At 37.2% G+C, this 16,389-nt stretch carries 15 protein-coding genes and 1 riboswitch; of the genes, 10 read left to right on the forward strand and 5 right to left on the reverse strand.

The features are described 5' to 3' along the window. Positions 1-205: 205 nt before the first annotated feature. Positions 206-1,489 carry a uracil permease gene (gene uraA, locus JKP73_RS08460; RefSeq protein ID WP_021291782.1) on the reverse strand — a complete coding sequence of 428 codons (1,284 nt, stop codon included), beginning with the start codon at positions 1,487-1,489 and terminating at the stop codon, positions 206-208. A gap of 256 nt (positions 1,490-1,745) precedes the next feature. Next, entirely contained in the window at positions 1,746-2,249 is a 504-nt protein-coding gene (locus JKP73_RS08465) for an AMP-binding enzyme (RefSeq protein ID WP_021291781.1), read from the reverse strand. A gap of 317 nt (positions 2,250-2,566) precedes the next feature. Between JKP73_RS08465 and JKP73_RS08470 the strand changes: the two genes are divergently transcribed. Further along, positions 2,567-3,781: an NAD(P)/FAD-dependent oxidoreductase gene (locus JKP73_RS08470; protein WP_160807244.1), complete on the forward strand. Its 1,215-nt coding sequence runs from the start codon at positions 2,567-2,569 to the stop codon at positions 3,779-3,781. A gap of 311 nt (positions 3,782-4,092) precedes the next feature. Next, positions 4,093-4,965, forward strand: a complete 873-nt coding sequence (locus JKP73_RS08475; RefSeq protein WP_021291778.1) for a VanW family protein — start codon at positions 4,093-4,095, stop codon at positions 4,963-4,965. 124 nt (positions 4,966-5,089) lie between these two features. Here the strand turns inward: JKP73_RS08475 and JKP73_RS08480 are convergent, their stop codons facing one another. Continuing rightward, a complete protein-coding gene (locus JKP73_RS08480) occupies positions 5,090-5,626 on the reverse strand; it encodes a YceI family protein (protein ID WP_160807243.1) in 537 nt (178 codons plus the stop codon). 218 nt (positions 5,627-5,844) lie between these two features. Between JKP73_RS08480 and JKP73_RS08485 the strand changes: the two genes are divergently transcribed. The 3 genes from JKP73_RS08485 to thiT all read left to right on the forward strand — a co-directional run bounded on the left by JKP73_RS08485 (position 5,845) and on the right by thiT (position 8,892). Continuing rightward, positions 5,845-6,102, forward strand: coding sequence for a phage holin (locus tag JKP73_RS08485; RefSeq protein WP_021291776.1), 258 nt, complete (start codon positions 5,845-5,847; stop codon positions 6,100-6,102). Positions 6,103-6,235: 133 nt separating this feature from the next. After that, complete coding sequence (locus tag JKP73_RS08490; RefSeq protein ID WP_200411120.1) at positions 6,236-8,017, forward strand: M3 family oligoendopeptidase; 1,782 nt, start codon at positions 6,236-6,238, stop codon at positions 8,015-8,017. A 70-nt stretch (positions 8,018-8,087) separates the two neighbouring features. Continuing rightward, positions 8,088-8,192, forward strand: a riboswitch (TPP riboswitch). Between the two features lie 130 nt (positions 8,193-8,322). Further along, on the forward strand, positions 8,323-8,892 hold the full coding sequence (gene thiT / locus JKP73_RS08495) for an energy-coupled thiamine transporter ThiT (protein ID WP_021291774.1): 570 nt from the start codon (positions 8,323-8,325) through the stop codon (positions 8,890-8,892). 59 nt (positions 8,893-8,951) lie between these two features. On the opposite strand, the gene JKP73_RS08500 is transcribed toward thiT, so the two are convergent. Then, a complete protein-coding gene (locus JKP73_RS08500) occupies positions 8,952-9,305 on the reverse strand; it encodes a YflT domain-containing protein (RefSeq protein WP_021291773.1) in 354 nt (117 codons plus the stop codon). A gap of 112 nt (positions 9,306-9,417) precedes the next feature. Between JKP73_RS08500 and JKP73_RS08505 the strand changes: the two genes are divergently transcribed. The 5 genes from JKP73_RS08505 to JKP73_RS08525 all read left to right on the forward strand — a co-directional run bounded on the left by JKP73_RS08505 (position 9,418) and on the right by JKP73_RS08525 (position 15,064). Next, a complete protein-coding gene (locus JKP73_RS08505) occupies positions 9,418-10,833 on the forward strand; it encodes a hypothetical protein (RefSeq protein WP_160807240.1) in 1,416 nt (471 codons plus the stop codon). Between the two features lie 236 nt (positions 10,834-11,069). Next, positions 11,070-12,800, forward strand: a complete 1,731-nt coding sequence (locus JKP73_RS08510; protein ID WP_021291771.1) for a carbon starvation CstA family protein — start codon at positions 11,070-11,072, stop codon at positions 12,798-12,800. Positions 12,801-12,847: 47 nt separating this feature from the next. Continuing rightward, positions 12,848-13,105 (forward strand): cory-CC-star protein, encoded by a 258-nt coding sequence (locus JKP73_RS08515; RefSeq protein ID WP_021291770.1) that lies wholly within the window; start codon positions 12,848-12,850, stop codon positions 13,103-13,105. Between the two features lie 22 nt (positions 13,106-13,127). Further along, positions 13,128-14,057 (forward strand): ArsA family ATPase, encoded by a 930-nt coding sequence (locus JKP73_RS08520; protein WP_200411121.1) that lies wholly within the window; start codon positions 13,128-13,130, stop codon positions 14,055-14,057. 26 nt (positions 14,058-14,083) lie between these two features. Further along, positions 14,084-15,064 carry a zinc-binding dehydrogenase gene (locus JKP73_RS08525; RefSeq protein ID WP_160807239.1) on the forward strand — a complete coding sequence of 327 codons (981 nt, stop codon included), beginning with the start codon at positions 14,084-14,086 and terminating at the stop codon, positions 15,062-15,064. A gap of 40 nt (positions 15,065-15,104) precedes the next feature. Here the strand turns inward: JKP73_RS08525 and JKP73_RS08530 are convergent, their stop codons facing one another. Then, positions 15,105-16,343 (reverse strand): dicarboxylate/amino acid:cation symporter, encoded by a 1,239-nt coding sequence (locus JKP73_RS08530; protein ID WP_160807238.1) that lies wholly within the window; start codon positions 16,341-16,343, stop codon positions 15,105-15,107. Positions 16,344-16,389 lie beyond the last annotated feature (46 nt).

The raw sequence follows: 16,389 nt of genomic DNA on the forward strand, positions 1-16,389 counted from the left end.
ATAGGCCATGCATTCCACGGTCACGCGATACAGCTAACTCGTAAGCAAAAAACGCTTACCGAATGAAATATAACAACGTGCTATTCCCGCTGAAATCAGGCCTGTTTCATTTGAATGATTTACGATAATGCTATCCAATCCTTAGATGGTAATCGTACAGAATTTTTTATCTAGATTGTTTTCGGGTCACCCTCTTGTGTATTTACTATTCATTTGTTAAATGTAATACATCTAGTATTTTAAATAAAATACTAAGAATCATTGCCACGATGGTAGCAAGCCCCATTCCAGATAGTGCAACTGAACCAATTTGGATGGTTGCCCCACTGACGCCAATTACTAAGACAATACTTGATAAGATTAGATTTTGGGAACGACCATAATCTATACGGGCTTCTACGAGCATCCGTAGTCCACTGGTAGCAATGATTCCAAAAAGTAATAAGGAAATACCACCCATAACAGCTGTTGGAATGGAAGAAATCAACGCCGCTAACTTACCGACAAAAGATAATATAATTGCAATCATTGCTGCAATCCCAATAATCCAAGTGGAATACACTTTTGTAATAGCTAACACACCGATATTTTCACCATAAGTAGTATTTGGTGTAGATCCGAAAAAACTTGAGATAATGGTAGAAATACCGTTACCTGCTAAAGAGCGATCCAGCCCAGGTTCTTTTGTTAGGTCTTTTTTCACAATATTTCCAGTTACAAACAGATGTCCAATATGTTCAGGTACGAGTACTAGTGCTGCAGGAAGGATGACTAATATGGCAGACCAGTCAAATTTTATCTGATAGAATTCTGGTAATGAGAACCAGCTTGCTTCTTTGACAGCGGTAAAATCGACAAGTCCAAAAAAATAAGCAATAATATAGCCTGCAATGATGCCAATTAAGATTGGAATGATTTTTAAGAAACCGCGTAAAGTAACCCAACAAATGACAGTAATTGCTAAAGTTAAAAACGATACAAGGACCGTATCAGCATCTACCGTCCAATTTGCAGCTGCATCAGCAGGTGCAATCCACCCTGCCATTTCCGCAGCAGTTGGCACAAGTTCAAGCCCAATGACAGCTACTATAGCCCCCATTGCTGCGGGTGGGAAAATAACATCGATCCAATTTGTTCCTGCTATTTTGATGATAAGGGCAACGAGACTCAGTACCACACCTACAGCGAAGAAACCACCTAATGCATAACTATACCCATCACCGCCAGCATAATTTCCTAATACAATTGTTACCGGAGAGATAAATGCGAAGCTAGATCCTAAATAAGCAGGAATTTTTCCTTTGGTTATAAATAAATAAATTAATGTACCGACACCATTCATTAGTAGAATTGTTGCCGGGTTTACACCGAATAGTATAGGAACTAACACGGTTGATCCAAACATCGCAAATAAGTGCTGAATACTTAATGGTAGACTTTTTAATATCGGCAATCGTTCATCTACTTGAATTTCTTTATAATTTGCCATGATGATTCCTCCTTAAAGATGAGCAACAGTTACCGTTTATCAAAGTTCAAATAAAAAGCACCCTGCGGACGCGAGGCAGGGTGCTTTCGTAAAAGTAAGATAGCAAAGATAGACTTACTTTTACAAACAGATTCTTATCTGTTCACCTTGGCAGTCTCACGGGACTGAATTAAAGGTAACCGTATCATTTTATCTATCCTATTATCCCAGTATGACTGTAAACTGTCAATCCCATCTTTTTAGGTAATCAGATTGCTTATATCCATTTTTGCAGTTCAACTTTTAATATTTTTCCGCTTGAAGTTTTTGGTAATTCTTCTACAAATGAAACAGAATGTGGACAATAAGCTTCTTCTATATTGTTTCTACAATAGTCCATCACCTCTTGAGCAGTTAAACACTGATTTGGTTGTAACACAACAAAAGCATGTGCTATTTCACCAAGTGATTGATGGGGGATAGGCACGACCGCTGCCTCATTAATCTGTTGGTGTTGTGATAATAATTGTTCCAGCTTTACAGTTGAAATAGTTCCTTGATCATTAGGAATATCTTTATAGGGCTCTTTGACTTGAATATTACCCTGTTCGTCAATAATCCCTTTGTCACCCGTATAGATCCAGCCGTCTTCCATTGAAGAATGGTTTGTTGCATGTTGTAATGTGCCGTGGCCTTTTACAATAATGTCACCTAATTCCATACCGTTATGTGCAACTTCCTCACCCATGCTATTAATCACGCGAATTTTTGTTTGACTCATGAATCTTTCCCACCTTTAATTTCCTTTCTGTTGATTTACATAACTATATATGATTATAGCATATTTTTATGAAAGCGTTTTATTTCAAGTGTAAAATTTTAACATCAGCGGGTGAAAAGGTTGCTTTAAGAGATAAAATAACTGCTGGAAGGAAAATTGTCACTGGATTATTAGCCTAAATATAAAAATTTTGATATGATTAATATATTGTAAAAATGGGTATAAGCGATTCTGAATGAGATATTGATATCATGATTTATATGAAAGAGCGCTTTTCCTGTAAAAATGAATGTAAAGTATAGGAAGGTGGAAGTTTTATGAGTTTAAACAAACCAAAAATAGTAGTTCTGGGCGCAGGATATGCTGGTTTAACCACAACTAAGCGTCTCTTACAAAAGCTATCACCGGAACAAGCGGAAATTGTATTAGTAAATAAACATAATTATCATTACGAGTCAACTTGGTTACATGAAGTAGCTGCTGGAACGATTAATCCTAATCAAGCACGAGTAATGATTAGCGATGTAATTAATCCAAACAAGGTAAGACTCGTATATGATGCAGTAACAAAAATTAATAAAGATGAACAACGGGTAGTTTTAGAAAATAGTGAGATTGAATATGATTACCTTGTTGTTGCACTTGGTTTTGAATCAAATGACTTTGGAATTAAAGGAATGGCTGAACATGCTTTTGCAATCGAAGATATTGATTCCAGCCGTTTAATTAGTGAACACATAGAATATCAATTTGCAAAATATAATTCGCAAGAGAATGTTGATGATGATAGCTTAAACATTCTAGTTGGTGGTGCTGGTTTTACAGGAATTGAATTCGTAGGAGAACTCGCAGATCGTATCCCTGAATTATGTAAAAAATACGATATTGATCGAAACAAAGTAAGCATTATTAATGTAGAAGCTGCTCCTTCTATTTTGCCGATGTTCGATAAGGAATTGGTTGCTTATGCAAAACAATCGCTTGAAGATCGCGGGGTAGAGATTCGTATTGGCGCCCCAATCTCTGAATGTACTCCAGAAGGATTTATTGTTGGTGATGACAAAGAGCTAATTAAAGCTGGAACAGTAGTATGGACTGGTGGAGTTAAAGGAAGCTCTGTCTTAGGTGCATCAGGATTTGAATTAACAAAAGGAAAAGTTAATGTTGATAGTGACTTACGTATGCAAGGAGAAGAAAATATTTTTGTGATTGGGGACTGCTCTTGGGTTTGGAACAAAGAAGCAGATCGTCCATATCCGCCGACTGGACAATTGGCAATGCAGGAAGCAGACGTTGTTGCTGCTAACTTAAGCGCATTACTTACAAATCAGCCGTTAACTGACTTTGTTTTTAATGATAAAGGGACAGTAGCTTCACTCGGTATGTCTGATGGAATTGGTAATGTATTCGATGATTACAAACTTCAAGGAAAAGCAGCTGCAGCAATGAAAAAGGTAGTAGATAATCGTTCACTATTCCTAATGGGCGGTACTAAATTAGTCCTTAAAAAAGGAAAATTTCGTCCGTTTTAAGACACTCATTTTAAAAAGAACAAGGAAATCAAATGAGGAGGTATTTGGGAAATGAAAAATAAAACATTGTGCGGGATATTTTTTGTAATAGCTTCGGTAATTGGCTATAGAGTATTAAGTGATTATATGGAAGACTCTAGAGACTTTAGGTAAGGAAAAAACCACCTTGTGTATTTACACGAGGTGGTTTTTTATGGTGTTTTGTACTAGAGCATGGTTGTATTGGTAAACAATAACGTTTTACTTCCTAGAAATAATTCTTCGAATGACTTCTCCTAGACTTTCTCATACTAATTGAGGGAGGTCATTAAATGAAATTAATAAAAATATGTTGTGTGTTACTAATCATTTTCTTGCCATATAACCTGTCTGCTGAGGAAACGGAAGATACGAAGCCGATTTATATTGAAAAATTAGAAGTAGATCAATATTCTCTTGATTATACCGATACACCATTTATTAATCAGGATAAGTTAGCGTCCCTCTTAACCAATTTAAAGAAAAGGGTCTATGAGGCGCCAACGAATGCGAAGATAGCTGATGATGGTCGTATCATAAGTGAAAAACCGGGATTTACGATAGATGAGGACCAGTTTCATATTCAATTTAGAGAAACATTTTATAATCACGATGCTAAAGGATTCCATGTCCCAACGCAGCCAATTTATCCTCGTGTTGATAAGGCTTTATTGGAAGAAATTCGAACAAATCAATTAGGCAGCTATGTAACTTATTTTAAAAAGGGGAATAAGGAAAGGTCTCATAATATTGCATTAGCTGCAGAAGCAATCAATAATCATGTTATTTTCCCAGGAGAAGTATTTTCTTTTAATGAGGTAGTAGGTGAAAGAACGACTAATAGAGGTTATAAGCGAGCGCCAGTTATTGTAAAAGGAGAATTATCTGAAGGTATTGGAGGAGGTATATGCCAAGTATCATCAACCCTCTTCAACGCAGTGGATTTAAAAGGCATTCAAATCGTTGAACGGTATGCACATAGCCGAAGTGTCCCGTATGTTCCCCCTGGAAGAGATGCAACTGTTAGCTGGTGGGGGCCAGATTTTACTTTCAAAAATAAATATAATCAACCAGTTCTCATTCGCGCGAAAGCTGGAAATGGAAAAATGATGGTGCGGATTTTTTCTTCTGAGTCGGCAGAGCATTTTACAGGAAATAGAAGGTAACCTCTGTTGAACATGAAGATGCTGACAGGTTTTTTTCATGTGATAAATCTTGATGGATAACGCATTGAGGTTAAGAAATAAAAAAACAGCACTTCGGTTAGAAGTACTGTTTTTTTATTTTTATTTAAGCTTGTTTATGTGCTTCGATTTCAAAATGAATCTTTACTTCTTCTCCCACTAATACGCCACCAGTTTCTACAGCTGCGTTCCAAGTTAAACCAAAGTCTTTACGGTTAATAGTAGTTTCGCCGCTGAATCCAGCAACCATATTACCGCTCATAGGATCTTTACTTTGCCCTTCAACTACAACGTCAAGTGTAACCGGTTTTGTTGTACCACGTATCGTTAGATCACCAGTGATATCGTAAATTGTACTAGACTTTTTTGTAATGGAAGAAGCTGCAAATGTGATGTTGGGATGATTCTCAGCATCGAAAAAGTCTGCAGAAAGTAAGTGGTCGTCGCGATCTTTATTACGTGTATCAATGCTATTAACATCAATAGTGACTTCAACTTTTGAATCTGTTAAATCATCTAAATTAGCTTCGATAACTGCATTAAAATCGTTAAATGAACCCTTCGCTTTAGAAATCATCATATGCTTCACAGAAAAGCCTATTTCACTATGAATGGTGTCTACATTCCAAATGGTTTTAGTCATATAAATCCCTCCAAATAAAAATTAATAAGTTACTTTATGTAACTAAGTATAAAATAATAAATTTGTGTTGTCAAGTAATTATTATAATTCGTTTTAGTTGTCCATACCCTGTAGTTTAGTTGATCAAACAGACAAAAGTGGGGTATGGCCGTTCCATTACTAGTACAATTTGAAAATAATATTAATACATAACATGATTTTTAAAAGGAGAGAAACGGATGGATAAGGGGACTGTATTTCGAACCATTGCATTATTAATTGCATTGACAAACCAAATATTAGTCATCTTTGGTAAATCACCGCTGCCAATCAACAGCGAATTGTTAGAAGAATTGATGTCTGTTGTATTTACAATAGGTACAGCGGTAATTGCCTGGTTTAAAAACAATTATGTTACTAGAAATGGCGCGAAGCAAAAACAAATACTTCATGCTCATGGTCTTGCAGCTTCAAGTAAAAAGGGATTAAAAAGTTAACCATGCAGTGGGACTCTATCCCGCTGGTACATATTCCTTGATTATGATGTGAGAATTATTTATCTAATGAAAATATTCATTATTTTGGTATACTAAAGAAGAAGCTTGAATTTATTTCATAAGGAGCGATAACATGCAACAAACGAATAATCTGAGGTGGGACCTTGACATCATTTTTCCTGGAGGAAGTCATTCAGCGGATTTTTCTACATATTTACAAGAATTGGAAAGTGAATTGACGGACTTAGCAGACCTTGTAAGCCAGTATAATCCCGATAAGGAAAGCGTGGATACCAAAAGATTAAGGATATTGGTTAATAATTTAGAAAAGGTGAATAAAAAGTTTAGAGAAGCATCCGCATTTATAAGCTGTTTAAGTGCTCAAAATGTAAAAGATGAGCAGGCAAGTTTATTAGTTAGTAAACGAAGTGAATTAAAAGCTAAATTTGAAGCAATTCAAACCAGTTTTAATCAAAAGTTAGTTCAGATTCCTGAAGATACATGGCAGAACGCACGCAACCAGGATGATTTAAATGACTTGGAATTTGTACTAAATGAATTTAGAGAACAAGCAAAGGGATTACTCCCGATAGAACAGGAAGCATTAATAAATGATCTAGCAGTTGATGGCTATCATGCTTGGGATCAAATGTATCAAGCTATTGTTGGTAAGATGGAAGTTCGGCTTAAGGAAGAGGAGACTACGAAATCTTACTCTATTGGACAGGCTTCCAATAAATTAGCTAATCCAAATCGTGACTTTCGAAAGCATGTATTTAATCAATTGAATAGGGCGTGGAAGACTAATGAACATTTATTTAGTCAGACGCTCAATCATTTAGCTGGTTTCCGGTTACAGAAATACACACATCGAAACTGGGATGATGTACTTAGGGAACCACTTGAACTAAATCGTATGAAGAAAAAAACACTTGATGCGATGTGGACCGCTATTAATAACAATAAGCACCATTTTGTTACATATTTAAATAAAAAGGCAGAACGTTTAGATTTAAAAAAATTAAGCATCTATGATATTAATTCTCCAATTAATAGAGAAGTAAAAACATTTAGTTATCAAGAGGGAGCAGACTTTATTATTAAACATTTCCATCGTTTCAGCCCGAAGATGGCCGCCTTTGCCCGCATGGCTTTTGATAACCGTTGGATTGAAGCGGAAGACCGGCCTGATAAGCGGCCAGGTGGGTTTTGCACCAGTTTTCCAGAGAGCGGTCAGACAAGAATATTCATGACTTATTCTGGTACGTCTTCGAATATTGCAACACTCGCCCATGAGCTTGGACATGCGTATCATCAACATGTGATGAACGATGTGAATGGACTAAACCAACGTTACGCAATGAATGTTGCCGAAACAGCATCAACATTTGCTGAAATGATTGTTGCAGATGCTTCGGTGACGTATGCGCAGTCAACGGATGAGAAAAAGGGCTTGTTAGAAGATAAAATCCAGCGCAGTATTGCGTTTTTTATGAATATTCATGCGCGATTTTTGTTCGAAAAGCGTTTCTATGAAGAGAGAAAGCAAGGTATGGTTTCTGTTAACAGGTTGAATAAACTGATGGTGGACGCTCAAAAGGAAGCCTACTGTGATGTACTAGAAGAATATGATGAGAACTTCTGGGCTTCTAAACTGCACTTCCATATGACAGGTGTCCCGTTTTATAATTTCCCTTACACATTTGGATATTTATTCAGTCTTGGAATTTATGCAATAGCACAGAAAAGTGATGATTTTGAGGATGAATATATCAAACTTTTACGTGATACAGGCAGGATGGAAGTCGAAGATCTCGCTTATAAACATTTACAAGTTGATCTAACTACTACCGCTTTTTGGGAAGATGCGATTCAACTTTGTATTAATGATGTATACGAATATCTCTCGATTTAATTTTAGTTGTAATCGATGGATAAGTTAGGTACAATACTCCTAGAAACAATAACAGAAAAAGCAAAATGTAAAAGCCTGCAGGGGGAGCCGATCGGCTGAGAGTGAACATATTCATTGTTCTTACCCTTCGAACCTGTTAGTTAGTACTAGCGTAGGGATGGTGGCTTTTTTGATGGAATAAAAGCAATGTGAGCGGAATCCCCATCAGGAAGTCTTCCCCTTGGCATTGCTTTTTTTGTTGTTATATATACCTTGTTGACATTGGCCAACAAGAAAATAACCGCTTTAAAAAGGGGAGAAAAGAAATGAAACGTACATTATTTTTAGTAGAGGTAGCAATTTTTGCAGCTTTTGCATTGTTGTTAGACCTAATACCATTTTTATCATTTAAAATTTGGGCTCAGGGTGGGTCTATCTCATTTGCGATGATTCCTATTTTTATCGTTGCTTTTCGCTGGGGATTAAAAGGCGGCTTGCTAGCAGGGTTTTTATGGGGAGTGCTTCAGGTTGCTGTAGGAACAGGGTATATACTGCATCCGTTACAAGGATTTATTGATTATGCCATTGCCTTTACAGTATTAGGATTTGCAGGTGTATTTTCAGGAAAAATAAAACAAACTGTACAAGAAGGAAATAGCAAACAGTATCTTTTGTATATCTCGCTAGGTGTATTTATAGGATCTGCTTTGCGCTTTATCGCTCATTTTATTGCAGGTGTTGTCTTTTTTGAATCAGCTGTCCAAGGGATGAATGTATGGATATACTCCTTCTTATATAATGGTTCGTATATTCTACCTAGTTTTGTTTTAAGTGCTATACTTGTTTTCTTTTTATTTCATAAGCAACCTAGAACGCTGCTTCGATTGACAACTTAGTATAAACGACCTGCTCACATAATAATGAGCAAGAAAAAATAGACAACCAATGGGGTTGTCTATTTTTGTAGATAGCTATCTACATTTTCATTATTTGTAACCATTAATAGAACCTTACCTTCATCCATATCCTCTTCATAATTTTCGGCTTCAGCCTGTGAGAAACCTATTTCAGTTAATTTTGTTCGAAGCTCGTCCCCTTTTTTGCTAAAGAAATTACCGACAGCATGGCCAATATCCATTTCTTTGATGCCGATCGTATTTGCATCTGCGCTCCCAGCTAAACGATTGGTACGATCATCATCATGAGATAGAATATATACATCATCTTTATGAATTCCTTTGTCTTTTAGTACTTGAATATCGGCCTTTAATTTTTCATCATTTGTATATTCTTTAATAAATGGTTTCATATTAAAAAACCTCCTTTTTGTCTTCAATATTATGTATTCCCATTATGATAAGAACTAAACATGTACGCTTTGCATAGGCTATAGCACATTCAACAGAGAGGAAGCGATAGATGTGGAGCTTTCGATTTCCCATATATTATATGGTCTATTTACGCTTGCTATTATTATCACTATGATTCTGCGAAAAGGTATTGTATTACCAACGTTACTCGGTACGTTCATTATCGCCTGGGTTTATAAAGGAAGTATTATAGATGGTTTTACAGCTATTTTCAAAGCGAATCTAGTGGCGGCCCAAGAATTGTTTAGTATCTTTTTAATTATTACTTTCATGTTGGCACTATTACATTCGTTAAGGGATTTAGGAGCAGATAAACGTATGATCCAACCGATCCAAAAAATGATGATTAATGGGCATGTATCCTTTTTTGTCCTTGTTGGGATTACTTATTTAATTTCTTTGTTTTTTTGGCCAACACCAGCGGTTCCATTAATTTGTGCTTTACTTGTTCCTGCGGCTATCCAATCCGGTCTCCCTGCGATAACTGCGGCAGTCGCTATAGCTATTGCGGGCCAAGGCATGGCTCTATCCTCTGATTATATCGTTCAGGTAGCTCCTAATCTCTCTGCTACTTCGGCCGGTGTGGATACGGCACAAGTTGCAGATAAGTCTTTAATCCTTTCCCTTATAACGGGTTTTATTGCTTTAGGCATTGCTTATGTAATGTATCGTAAAATGATTCGAAAAAAAGGGGACCCTCGCAATCAACAAGAACTTGAAAACATGCAATTAACACAGGATTCCTCCCAACGAGATTACAGGCTACAGTTTTGGAGTAGACTTTTTGCAATATTAGTTCCTTTAGCGTTAGCAAGTGTCGTAATCTACATGGTATATGAAAAATTGCTATCTGGCAGAATGACTGGTTTGGAAGGTGGAGATGGTGCTGCTTTTGTAGGTGGGGTAGCCGTTATCCTTCTTTTGTTATCAACGATCGCTTTTCGTAAACAACATGCACTAGATTACATTACTACACACATTACGGATGGTTTTGTATTTGCTTTTAAAGCAATGGGCCCAGTAATTCCTATTGCAGGATTTTTCTTTTTAGGAAGTTCCGATTTTTCTGCTGACATTATAGGAGTTAAGGAAAATCCGCCAGCATTTTTATTTGACCTTGTTCAATCAACACAATCGATATTACCGCAAAGTGCCTTATTAGCAGCACTAAGTATTTTAATTATAGGTATTATTACTGGATTAGATGGTTCTGGTTTTTCGGGGTTGCCTTTAACAGGGGCATTAGCTGCTTCCTTACAAAACAGTTCCATTGATGTTACAACGCTTACTGCTATAGGCCAAATGGGTTCTATCTGGACTGGAGGGGGAACATTGGTGGCATGGTCCTCTTTAATTGCAATTGCAGGTTTTTGTGGCGTGTCCGTGATGGAACTTGTTCGTAAGAATTTTATACCAGTGATGGTTGGGTTAATAGTGGCTACCATTGTCGCGGTATTTATTTTATAAAGTTCAGTCGTATCCGTTTTGAGTGTTCCTTTTAATGAGTGTAAAGCGTTGTTTCCTTTCTGAATAAAGCATGAAAAAGGGATTACCTCTATTTTTCATAGAGATAATCTCTTTTTCATGGTTCTGAATTTGTGATTTATTACTAAAAAAGTACTAAAATGAAGCGTTTACACATAGCGTTAAACAAGGACGTCCATATTTTGGACTGGTTTAATTCTATTTGGGGGAGGGATACTATGCCCGGAATTTTGGTTGCCTTCATAGGGATGTTGGTTTTCGCTTTAGGTTATCGTTATTATTCTCGTTTTGTAGCAGAAAAAATTTTTCGATTAGACCCTAATTACGTTACACCAGCGCACCGTTATAAGGATGGAATTGATTTTGTTCCTACAAATAAATTCGTGTTATGGGGGCATCATTTTACTTCAGTTGCAGGGGCTGCACCGATTCTTGGACCAGCTATTGCGGTTTATTGGGGGTGGTTGCCAGCATTTTTATGGGTGATTTTGGGAACCGTATTTGCTGCAGGAGTTCATGATTTCGGTACGCTTGTTTTATCTGTTCGAAACAAAGGTCAGTCAGTTGGTACATTAGCGCACCGATTAGTCGGTCAACGAGCAAAGATTTTGTTTTTATTTATTATTTTAATTCTTGTGCTCATGGTAAATGCAGTATTTGCATGGGTCATTTCCAATTTGTTTATTTCTTATCCAGCCAGTGTGTTACCAGTGTTCATTCAAATACCACTTGCTATTTGGATAGGATATGCAGTTTACAAACGAAATAAGAAAATGCTTCTACCTTCTATATTAGCATTAGCTATCATGTACTTAACTGCAGTAGTAGCTAGCAAAGTCGATTTCTTACAAATCGATCTTGTGCAGTATATGGGTGGAGAAGGTGGAAGTGGATTATTTGGACTAGGAGCAGTATCGACTGCATTTTTAATTTGGATCGTCATTTTAATGGTCTATGTGTATATTGCATCTACATTGCCGGTTTGGAAATTGTTACAGCCAAGGGATTTTATTAATTCGCATCAGCTTGTAGTTGGTCTGGGAATCCTGTATTTAGGCCTGTTATTCACTAACCCTGAAATGACAGCACCGATAACAAATGAAAATCCGGATACTCCTTGGTTACCATTATTATTTATCACTATTGCTTGTGGAGCTATTTCTGGTTTTCATGGCCTTGTATCCTCAGGAACGTCATCTAAACAACTAAATAAAGAAACGGATGCTAGGTTTGTAGGATATGCTGGTGCGGTTGGGGAAGGGGTTCTTGCATTAGTATCCATTATTGCGGTTGCTACGTTCTTTACTAGTACGGATGAGTTTATGGCAACTTATGCTAGTTTTTCTGATGCGAATGCGGTTGGCCTTGGAACATTTGTAGAAGGAGCTGCAGGTCTAGCTGGCGGATTAGCCATCCCACCAGATATAGCAGTTACGATCGTATCTATTATTGTAGTTAGTTTTGCAGCAACCACGTTAGATACGTCTGTTAGATTGATGCGTTATATTATCGCTGAGTTAGGTATTGAATATCGTCTTCCTGCCTTAACGAAGACACATGTCGCTACAACCATAGCCGTCGTATCGAGTGCAGCTTTAGTATTACTCCCTGAAGGACCAAAAGGCTTTGGCTCAGGTGGATATCAGTTATGGCCATTATTCGGAACAGCCAATCAATTGCTAGCGGTTATCAGTTTAATGCTGATTGCGGTTTGGTTAAAACGATTAGGTAGGAATTATGCAGTGGTAATTATTCCAATGGTATTTGTTATGTTCATGACGCTGTACGCAATGATTCAACAAGTTTTATTTGAATGGTCATGGATGGGAAGTGCACCAAATACGTTGTTATTTATCTTTGGCGCAATTATTTTGATCTTCGCTTTATGGATTATTATTACTGCTTTCTCTGTTTTAACTAAAAAGGAGGAGAATTCGCTCGAAATTTAAAAGGGATCACTACGATCCCTTTTCTTTTTTCAAGGAGGAGAATATACATGCTTGATCAGATGAAGAAGATCCTTCAGTTGTATGAAGAGATGTTGGAAATACCGCATCGTCAGGAAATTGCACGTGAATTAAGAAATGAGGACGATGTGTTTTTATTATTATTATACTCAGAAATGGTCGGTATTCCTAACCCAGTTTTTTATTATACATTAGAACTGTATCCATTTATGTTAGAGAAATTCCACGATTGGCATTTACGTATGGGAATGGAAAAATCACCCTTATCAGGTATTCGATGCTGTTAATATGACATGAAAGGAGATTTGTATGAACGATCTAACAAAGAAAATCCTATTTGTTGGCGGCAAAGGGGGAGTAGGTAAATCTACTACCGCAGCGGCCATTGCATGGAATGCCGCAAAAGCTGGTAGAAAAACATTACTTGTTTCTACTGACCCCGCACATAATATAGGAGATATATTCGATCAAAAGATAGGCGGCAATATTAAACATGTCAATCTACAATTATATGCAATTGAGATTGATCCTGATCTGGAAACAACGACATATATTGACGGAGTAAAGGAAAACATAAAAAATTTTGTTCATACAGGAATGGTTGAAGAGGTGAACCGGCAGCTAGATACTGCCAAAGCATCTCCGGGAGCAGATGAAGCTGCATTATTTGATAAACTAATTTCCATTATTATACATGAAAATGTACATTTTGATCAATTAGTTATTGACACTGCTCCAACCGGACATACGGTTCGTCTTCTAACGCTCCCAGAATTGATGGGAGTATGGATGGAAGGGTTAATAAAGCGTCGCCAAAAGACCAACCAAGACTATAGTCAGTTATTAAATGATGGAAATCCTGTGGAGGATCCTATTTTTGATGTGTTAAAAGAAAGGCAAGATCGATTCGCAAAAGCAAGAGCATTGTTATTAGATCAAAGCATCACAGGATATATTTTTGTCCTAAATCCTGAACGATTATCCATCGCAGAAACGGAAAAAGCAATCCAATTACTTGAGAAGTATCATTTATATGTACAAACATTAATTATTAATAAAGTGTTACCAGAACAGATAGATGGAGAGTTTCTATTACAGCGAAGCATTTATGAGGAAAAGTATGTTGATTTAATTCATCATACATTTTCAAAACAACAAAAAATTTTTATTCCATTATATCCGCATGATATTATAGATATGAAGCAATTAGAGAAATTTGGTGCATTCCATAGTATGTAATAGCATAGAAGGGAAGGGAGAAATAAATGAAAGCATTTGTACATGGGAACGGTGTATTGGAAGTTAAAGATATGAATGAGCCTACTCCAAACGAGAATGAAGTTGTCGTTTCATTGAAAATGGCAGGGTTAAATCGTCGTGATTTAGCAATTCCTGGACGTCGTAAGGGTGCGACAGAGGATTTAATATTAGGGTCAGATGGTGCAGGGATAATTGAAAGTGTAGGGGAGAATGTAGACAATGTTCAGGTAGGTGAGGAAGTTATCATTAATCCAGCCTTGCGTTGGGAAGATAATCGTGATGCACCACCTGAGCGTTTTGACATTTTAGGAATGCCTGATCATGGTACATTTGCTGAAAAAATTTCCATTGATAAGCGGCAAGTAGAGAAAAAGCCGGAACATTTGAGTTGGGATGAAGCTGGGGTACTTGCACTATCAGGATTAACAGCGTTCCGTGCCTTATTCACGAAAGGACAAATAAAAGCAGGAGAAACGGTATTTATTCCAGGAGCAGGGAGTGGTGTATCTACTTTCCTAGTGGCGTTTGCGAAAAATATTGGTGCAAAAGTTATTGTATCGTCAAGAAGTCACGAAAAATTGGAGCAGGCGAGAACCCTAGGCGCAGATATCGGATTGCATAATGATGCAGATTGGAACGAAAGCTTGGCGGATGAAACGGTAGATCTAGTCATTGATAGTGTTGGACAAGCAACATTTAACCGTTCATTAAAACTATTAAAAAAAGGTGGTAGAATGGTTATTTTTGGGGCAACTACAGATGATATCGTGGATATCAATTTACGAGAATTTTTCTATGGTCAGTATCAGTTACTAGGTTCTACAATGGGTAGTAGACAGGAATTTGTAGCAATGCTTGATCATATTCGCCAATTTAAGGTGCATCCAGTAGTAGATACTACTTTCACATTGCAACATATTCAAGAAGCCTTTGATTATTTGCAAGTGAATCGTCAATTTGGCAAAGTTGCAATTAAACTTAACTAGGAAACTGGTTGACGGTAATCGTCAACCAGTTTTAGTTACGTCATCGCTCAGGCTCTTCCGCCTTTTCCATCCAATCTTTTCCTTCCATTTGCCTTGTGACTAGCATACTAGAAACCGTATCACCAGTTACATTAACCATGGTAGCTGGTGGGTCAACTACGACACCGATTGCAGAAATAATCGGCAATGCTTCCATTGGTAAGCCATAGAGGGTAATTATCATCATTTCGCCCATAAATCCACCACCAGGAATACCACTCATGACGATTCCGGATAGTAAGCAAATTCCAATTGCAGTAAGAAACGTATCTATTCCTGTAAAATCTTTATTAAACACACCAAATACAAACGCGATTTTTAACATAGCAGAAAGACATGATCCATCCATATGTATCGTTGCTCCGAGTGGGAGAATTGTTTCTCGAATGTCTTTTGGAACACCGATACGTTTAGCTGCTTGTAAATTAACTGGTAAGGAAGCGATGCTGCTTCCTGTCCCTAGTGATGTTGCTGCAGGGGATAAAATGTTTTTCCAGAATCGGACAATTCCTTTTTTACCACCAGCGATAAATGCGTAAAGTGTGAATCCAATAGCAAAATACAAGATGGAAACAGGGTAGTATACAAGGACTGCTTTAGCGTAATCACCGATAAAATCTGCTCCAAATTCTCCTACTAAAGCTGCAAAGTAGGCACCTAACCCTATTGGCGCATAATACATTACCAGTTGGATTATTTTCATGAACACTTCAGCGCCACTTGATAAGAACGTAGCAAAAGGGCGCCCCTTTTCACCCGTTAATCCAGTCGCTACACCAATCAGGACAGAGAAAATAATAAGTGCTAACATGTTTTCGCGAGAGAATATATCAACAAAATCAGGAACGGTAAACGTTTCAACGAGCTGTTCAGAAAAGCTTGCTTCTTCTTGTGTTGATTCTGGCTGTGATAAAGGGATATCGACTCCGCTACCTGGCTGGAAGATGACAGTAGCAATTAACATAAATACGGATGCAATAATACCTGTGACAATAAAAACAGTAAGCATGGAACCCATAATTTTACCTAACCGTTTCATACTATCCATACTTGCAATTGCAGATGAAATCGTAAAGAAAACAAGTGGAACGACAATCATAAATAATAAATTAATAAAAAGGTCACCCAATGGTTTTATTACCGCTGCATCTTTACCCAGCAGAAGACCAACTATCGATCCAATGACAATGGAGATTAGTAAAATAATTGGAAACCGATAGGCTTTTACTTTATTTTTCATTGTATGCCTTCCTTTCTGTTTAAAATAATAATAACTATTTTATTCT

The organism is Virgibacillus salexigens, assembly GCF_014905415.1.
Classification (GTDB): Bacteria; Bacillota; Bacilli; order Bacillales; family Amphibacillaceae; genus Virgibacillus; species Virgibacillus salexigens.

What these genes read in the sequence shown, in the direction of transcription:
- uraA (WP_021291782.1), bottom strand. Translation starts at nt 1,489, where the DNA reads ATGGCAAATTATAAAGAAATTCAAGTAGATGAACGATTGCCGATATTA.
- JKP73_RS08465 (WP_021291781.1), bottom strand. Translation starts at nt 2,249, where the DNA reads ATGAGTCAAACAAAAATTCGCGTGATTAATAGCATGGGTGAGGAAGTT.
- JKP73_RS08470 (WP_160807244.1), top strand. Translation starts at nt 2,567, where the DNA reads ATGAGTTTAAACAAACCAAAAATAGTAGTTCTGGGCGCAGGATATGCT.
- JKP73_RS08475 (WP_021291778.1), top strand. Translation starts at nt 4,093, where the DNA reads ATGAAATTAATAAAAATATGTTGTGTGTTACTAATCATTTTCTTGCCA.
- JKP73_RS08480 (WP_160807243.1), bottom strand. Translation starts at nt 5,626, where the DNA reads ATGACTAAAACCATTTGGAATGTAGACACCATTCATAGTGAAATAGGC.
- JKP73_RS08485 (WP_021291776.1), top strand. Translation starts at nt 5,845, where the DNA reads ATGGATAAGGGGACTGTATTTCGAACCATTGCATTATTAATTGCATTG.
- JKP73_RS08490 (WP_200411120.1), top strand. Translation starts at nt 6,236, where the DNA reads ATGCAACAAACGAATAATCTGAGGTGGGACCTTGACATCATTTTTCCT.
- thiT (WP_021291774.1), top strand. Translation starts at nt 8,323, where the DNA reads ATGAAACGTACATTATTTTTAGTAGAGGTAGCAATTTTTGCAGCTTTT.
- JKP73_RS08500 (WP_021291773.1), bottom strand. Translation starts at nt 9,305, where the DNA reads ATGAAACCATTTATTAAAGAATATACAAATGATGAAAAATTAAAGGCC.
- JKP73_RS08510 (WP_021291771.1), top strand. Translation starts at nt 11,070, where the DNA reads ATGCCCGGAATTTTGGTTGCCTTCATAGGGATGTTGGTTTTCGCTTTA.
- JKP73_RS08515 (WP_021291770.1), top strand. Translation starts at nt 12,848, where the DNA reads ATGCTTGATCAGATGAAGAAGATCCTTCAGTTGTATGAAGAGATGTTG.
- JKP73_RS08520 (WP_200411121.1), top strand. Translation starts at nt 13,128, where the DNA reads ATGAACGATCTAACAAAGAAAATCCTATTTGTTGGCGGCAAAGGGGGA.
- JKP73_RS08525 (WP_160807239.1), top strand. Translation starts at nt 14,084, where the DNA reads ATGAAAGCATTTGTACATGGGAACGGTGTATTGGAAGTTAAAGATATG.
- JKP73_RS08530 (WP_160807238.1), bottom strand. Translation starts at nt 16,343, where the DNA reads ATGAAAAATAAAGTAAAAGCCTATCGGTTTCCAATTATTTTACTAATC.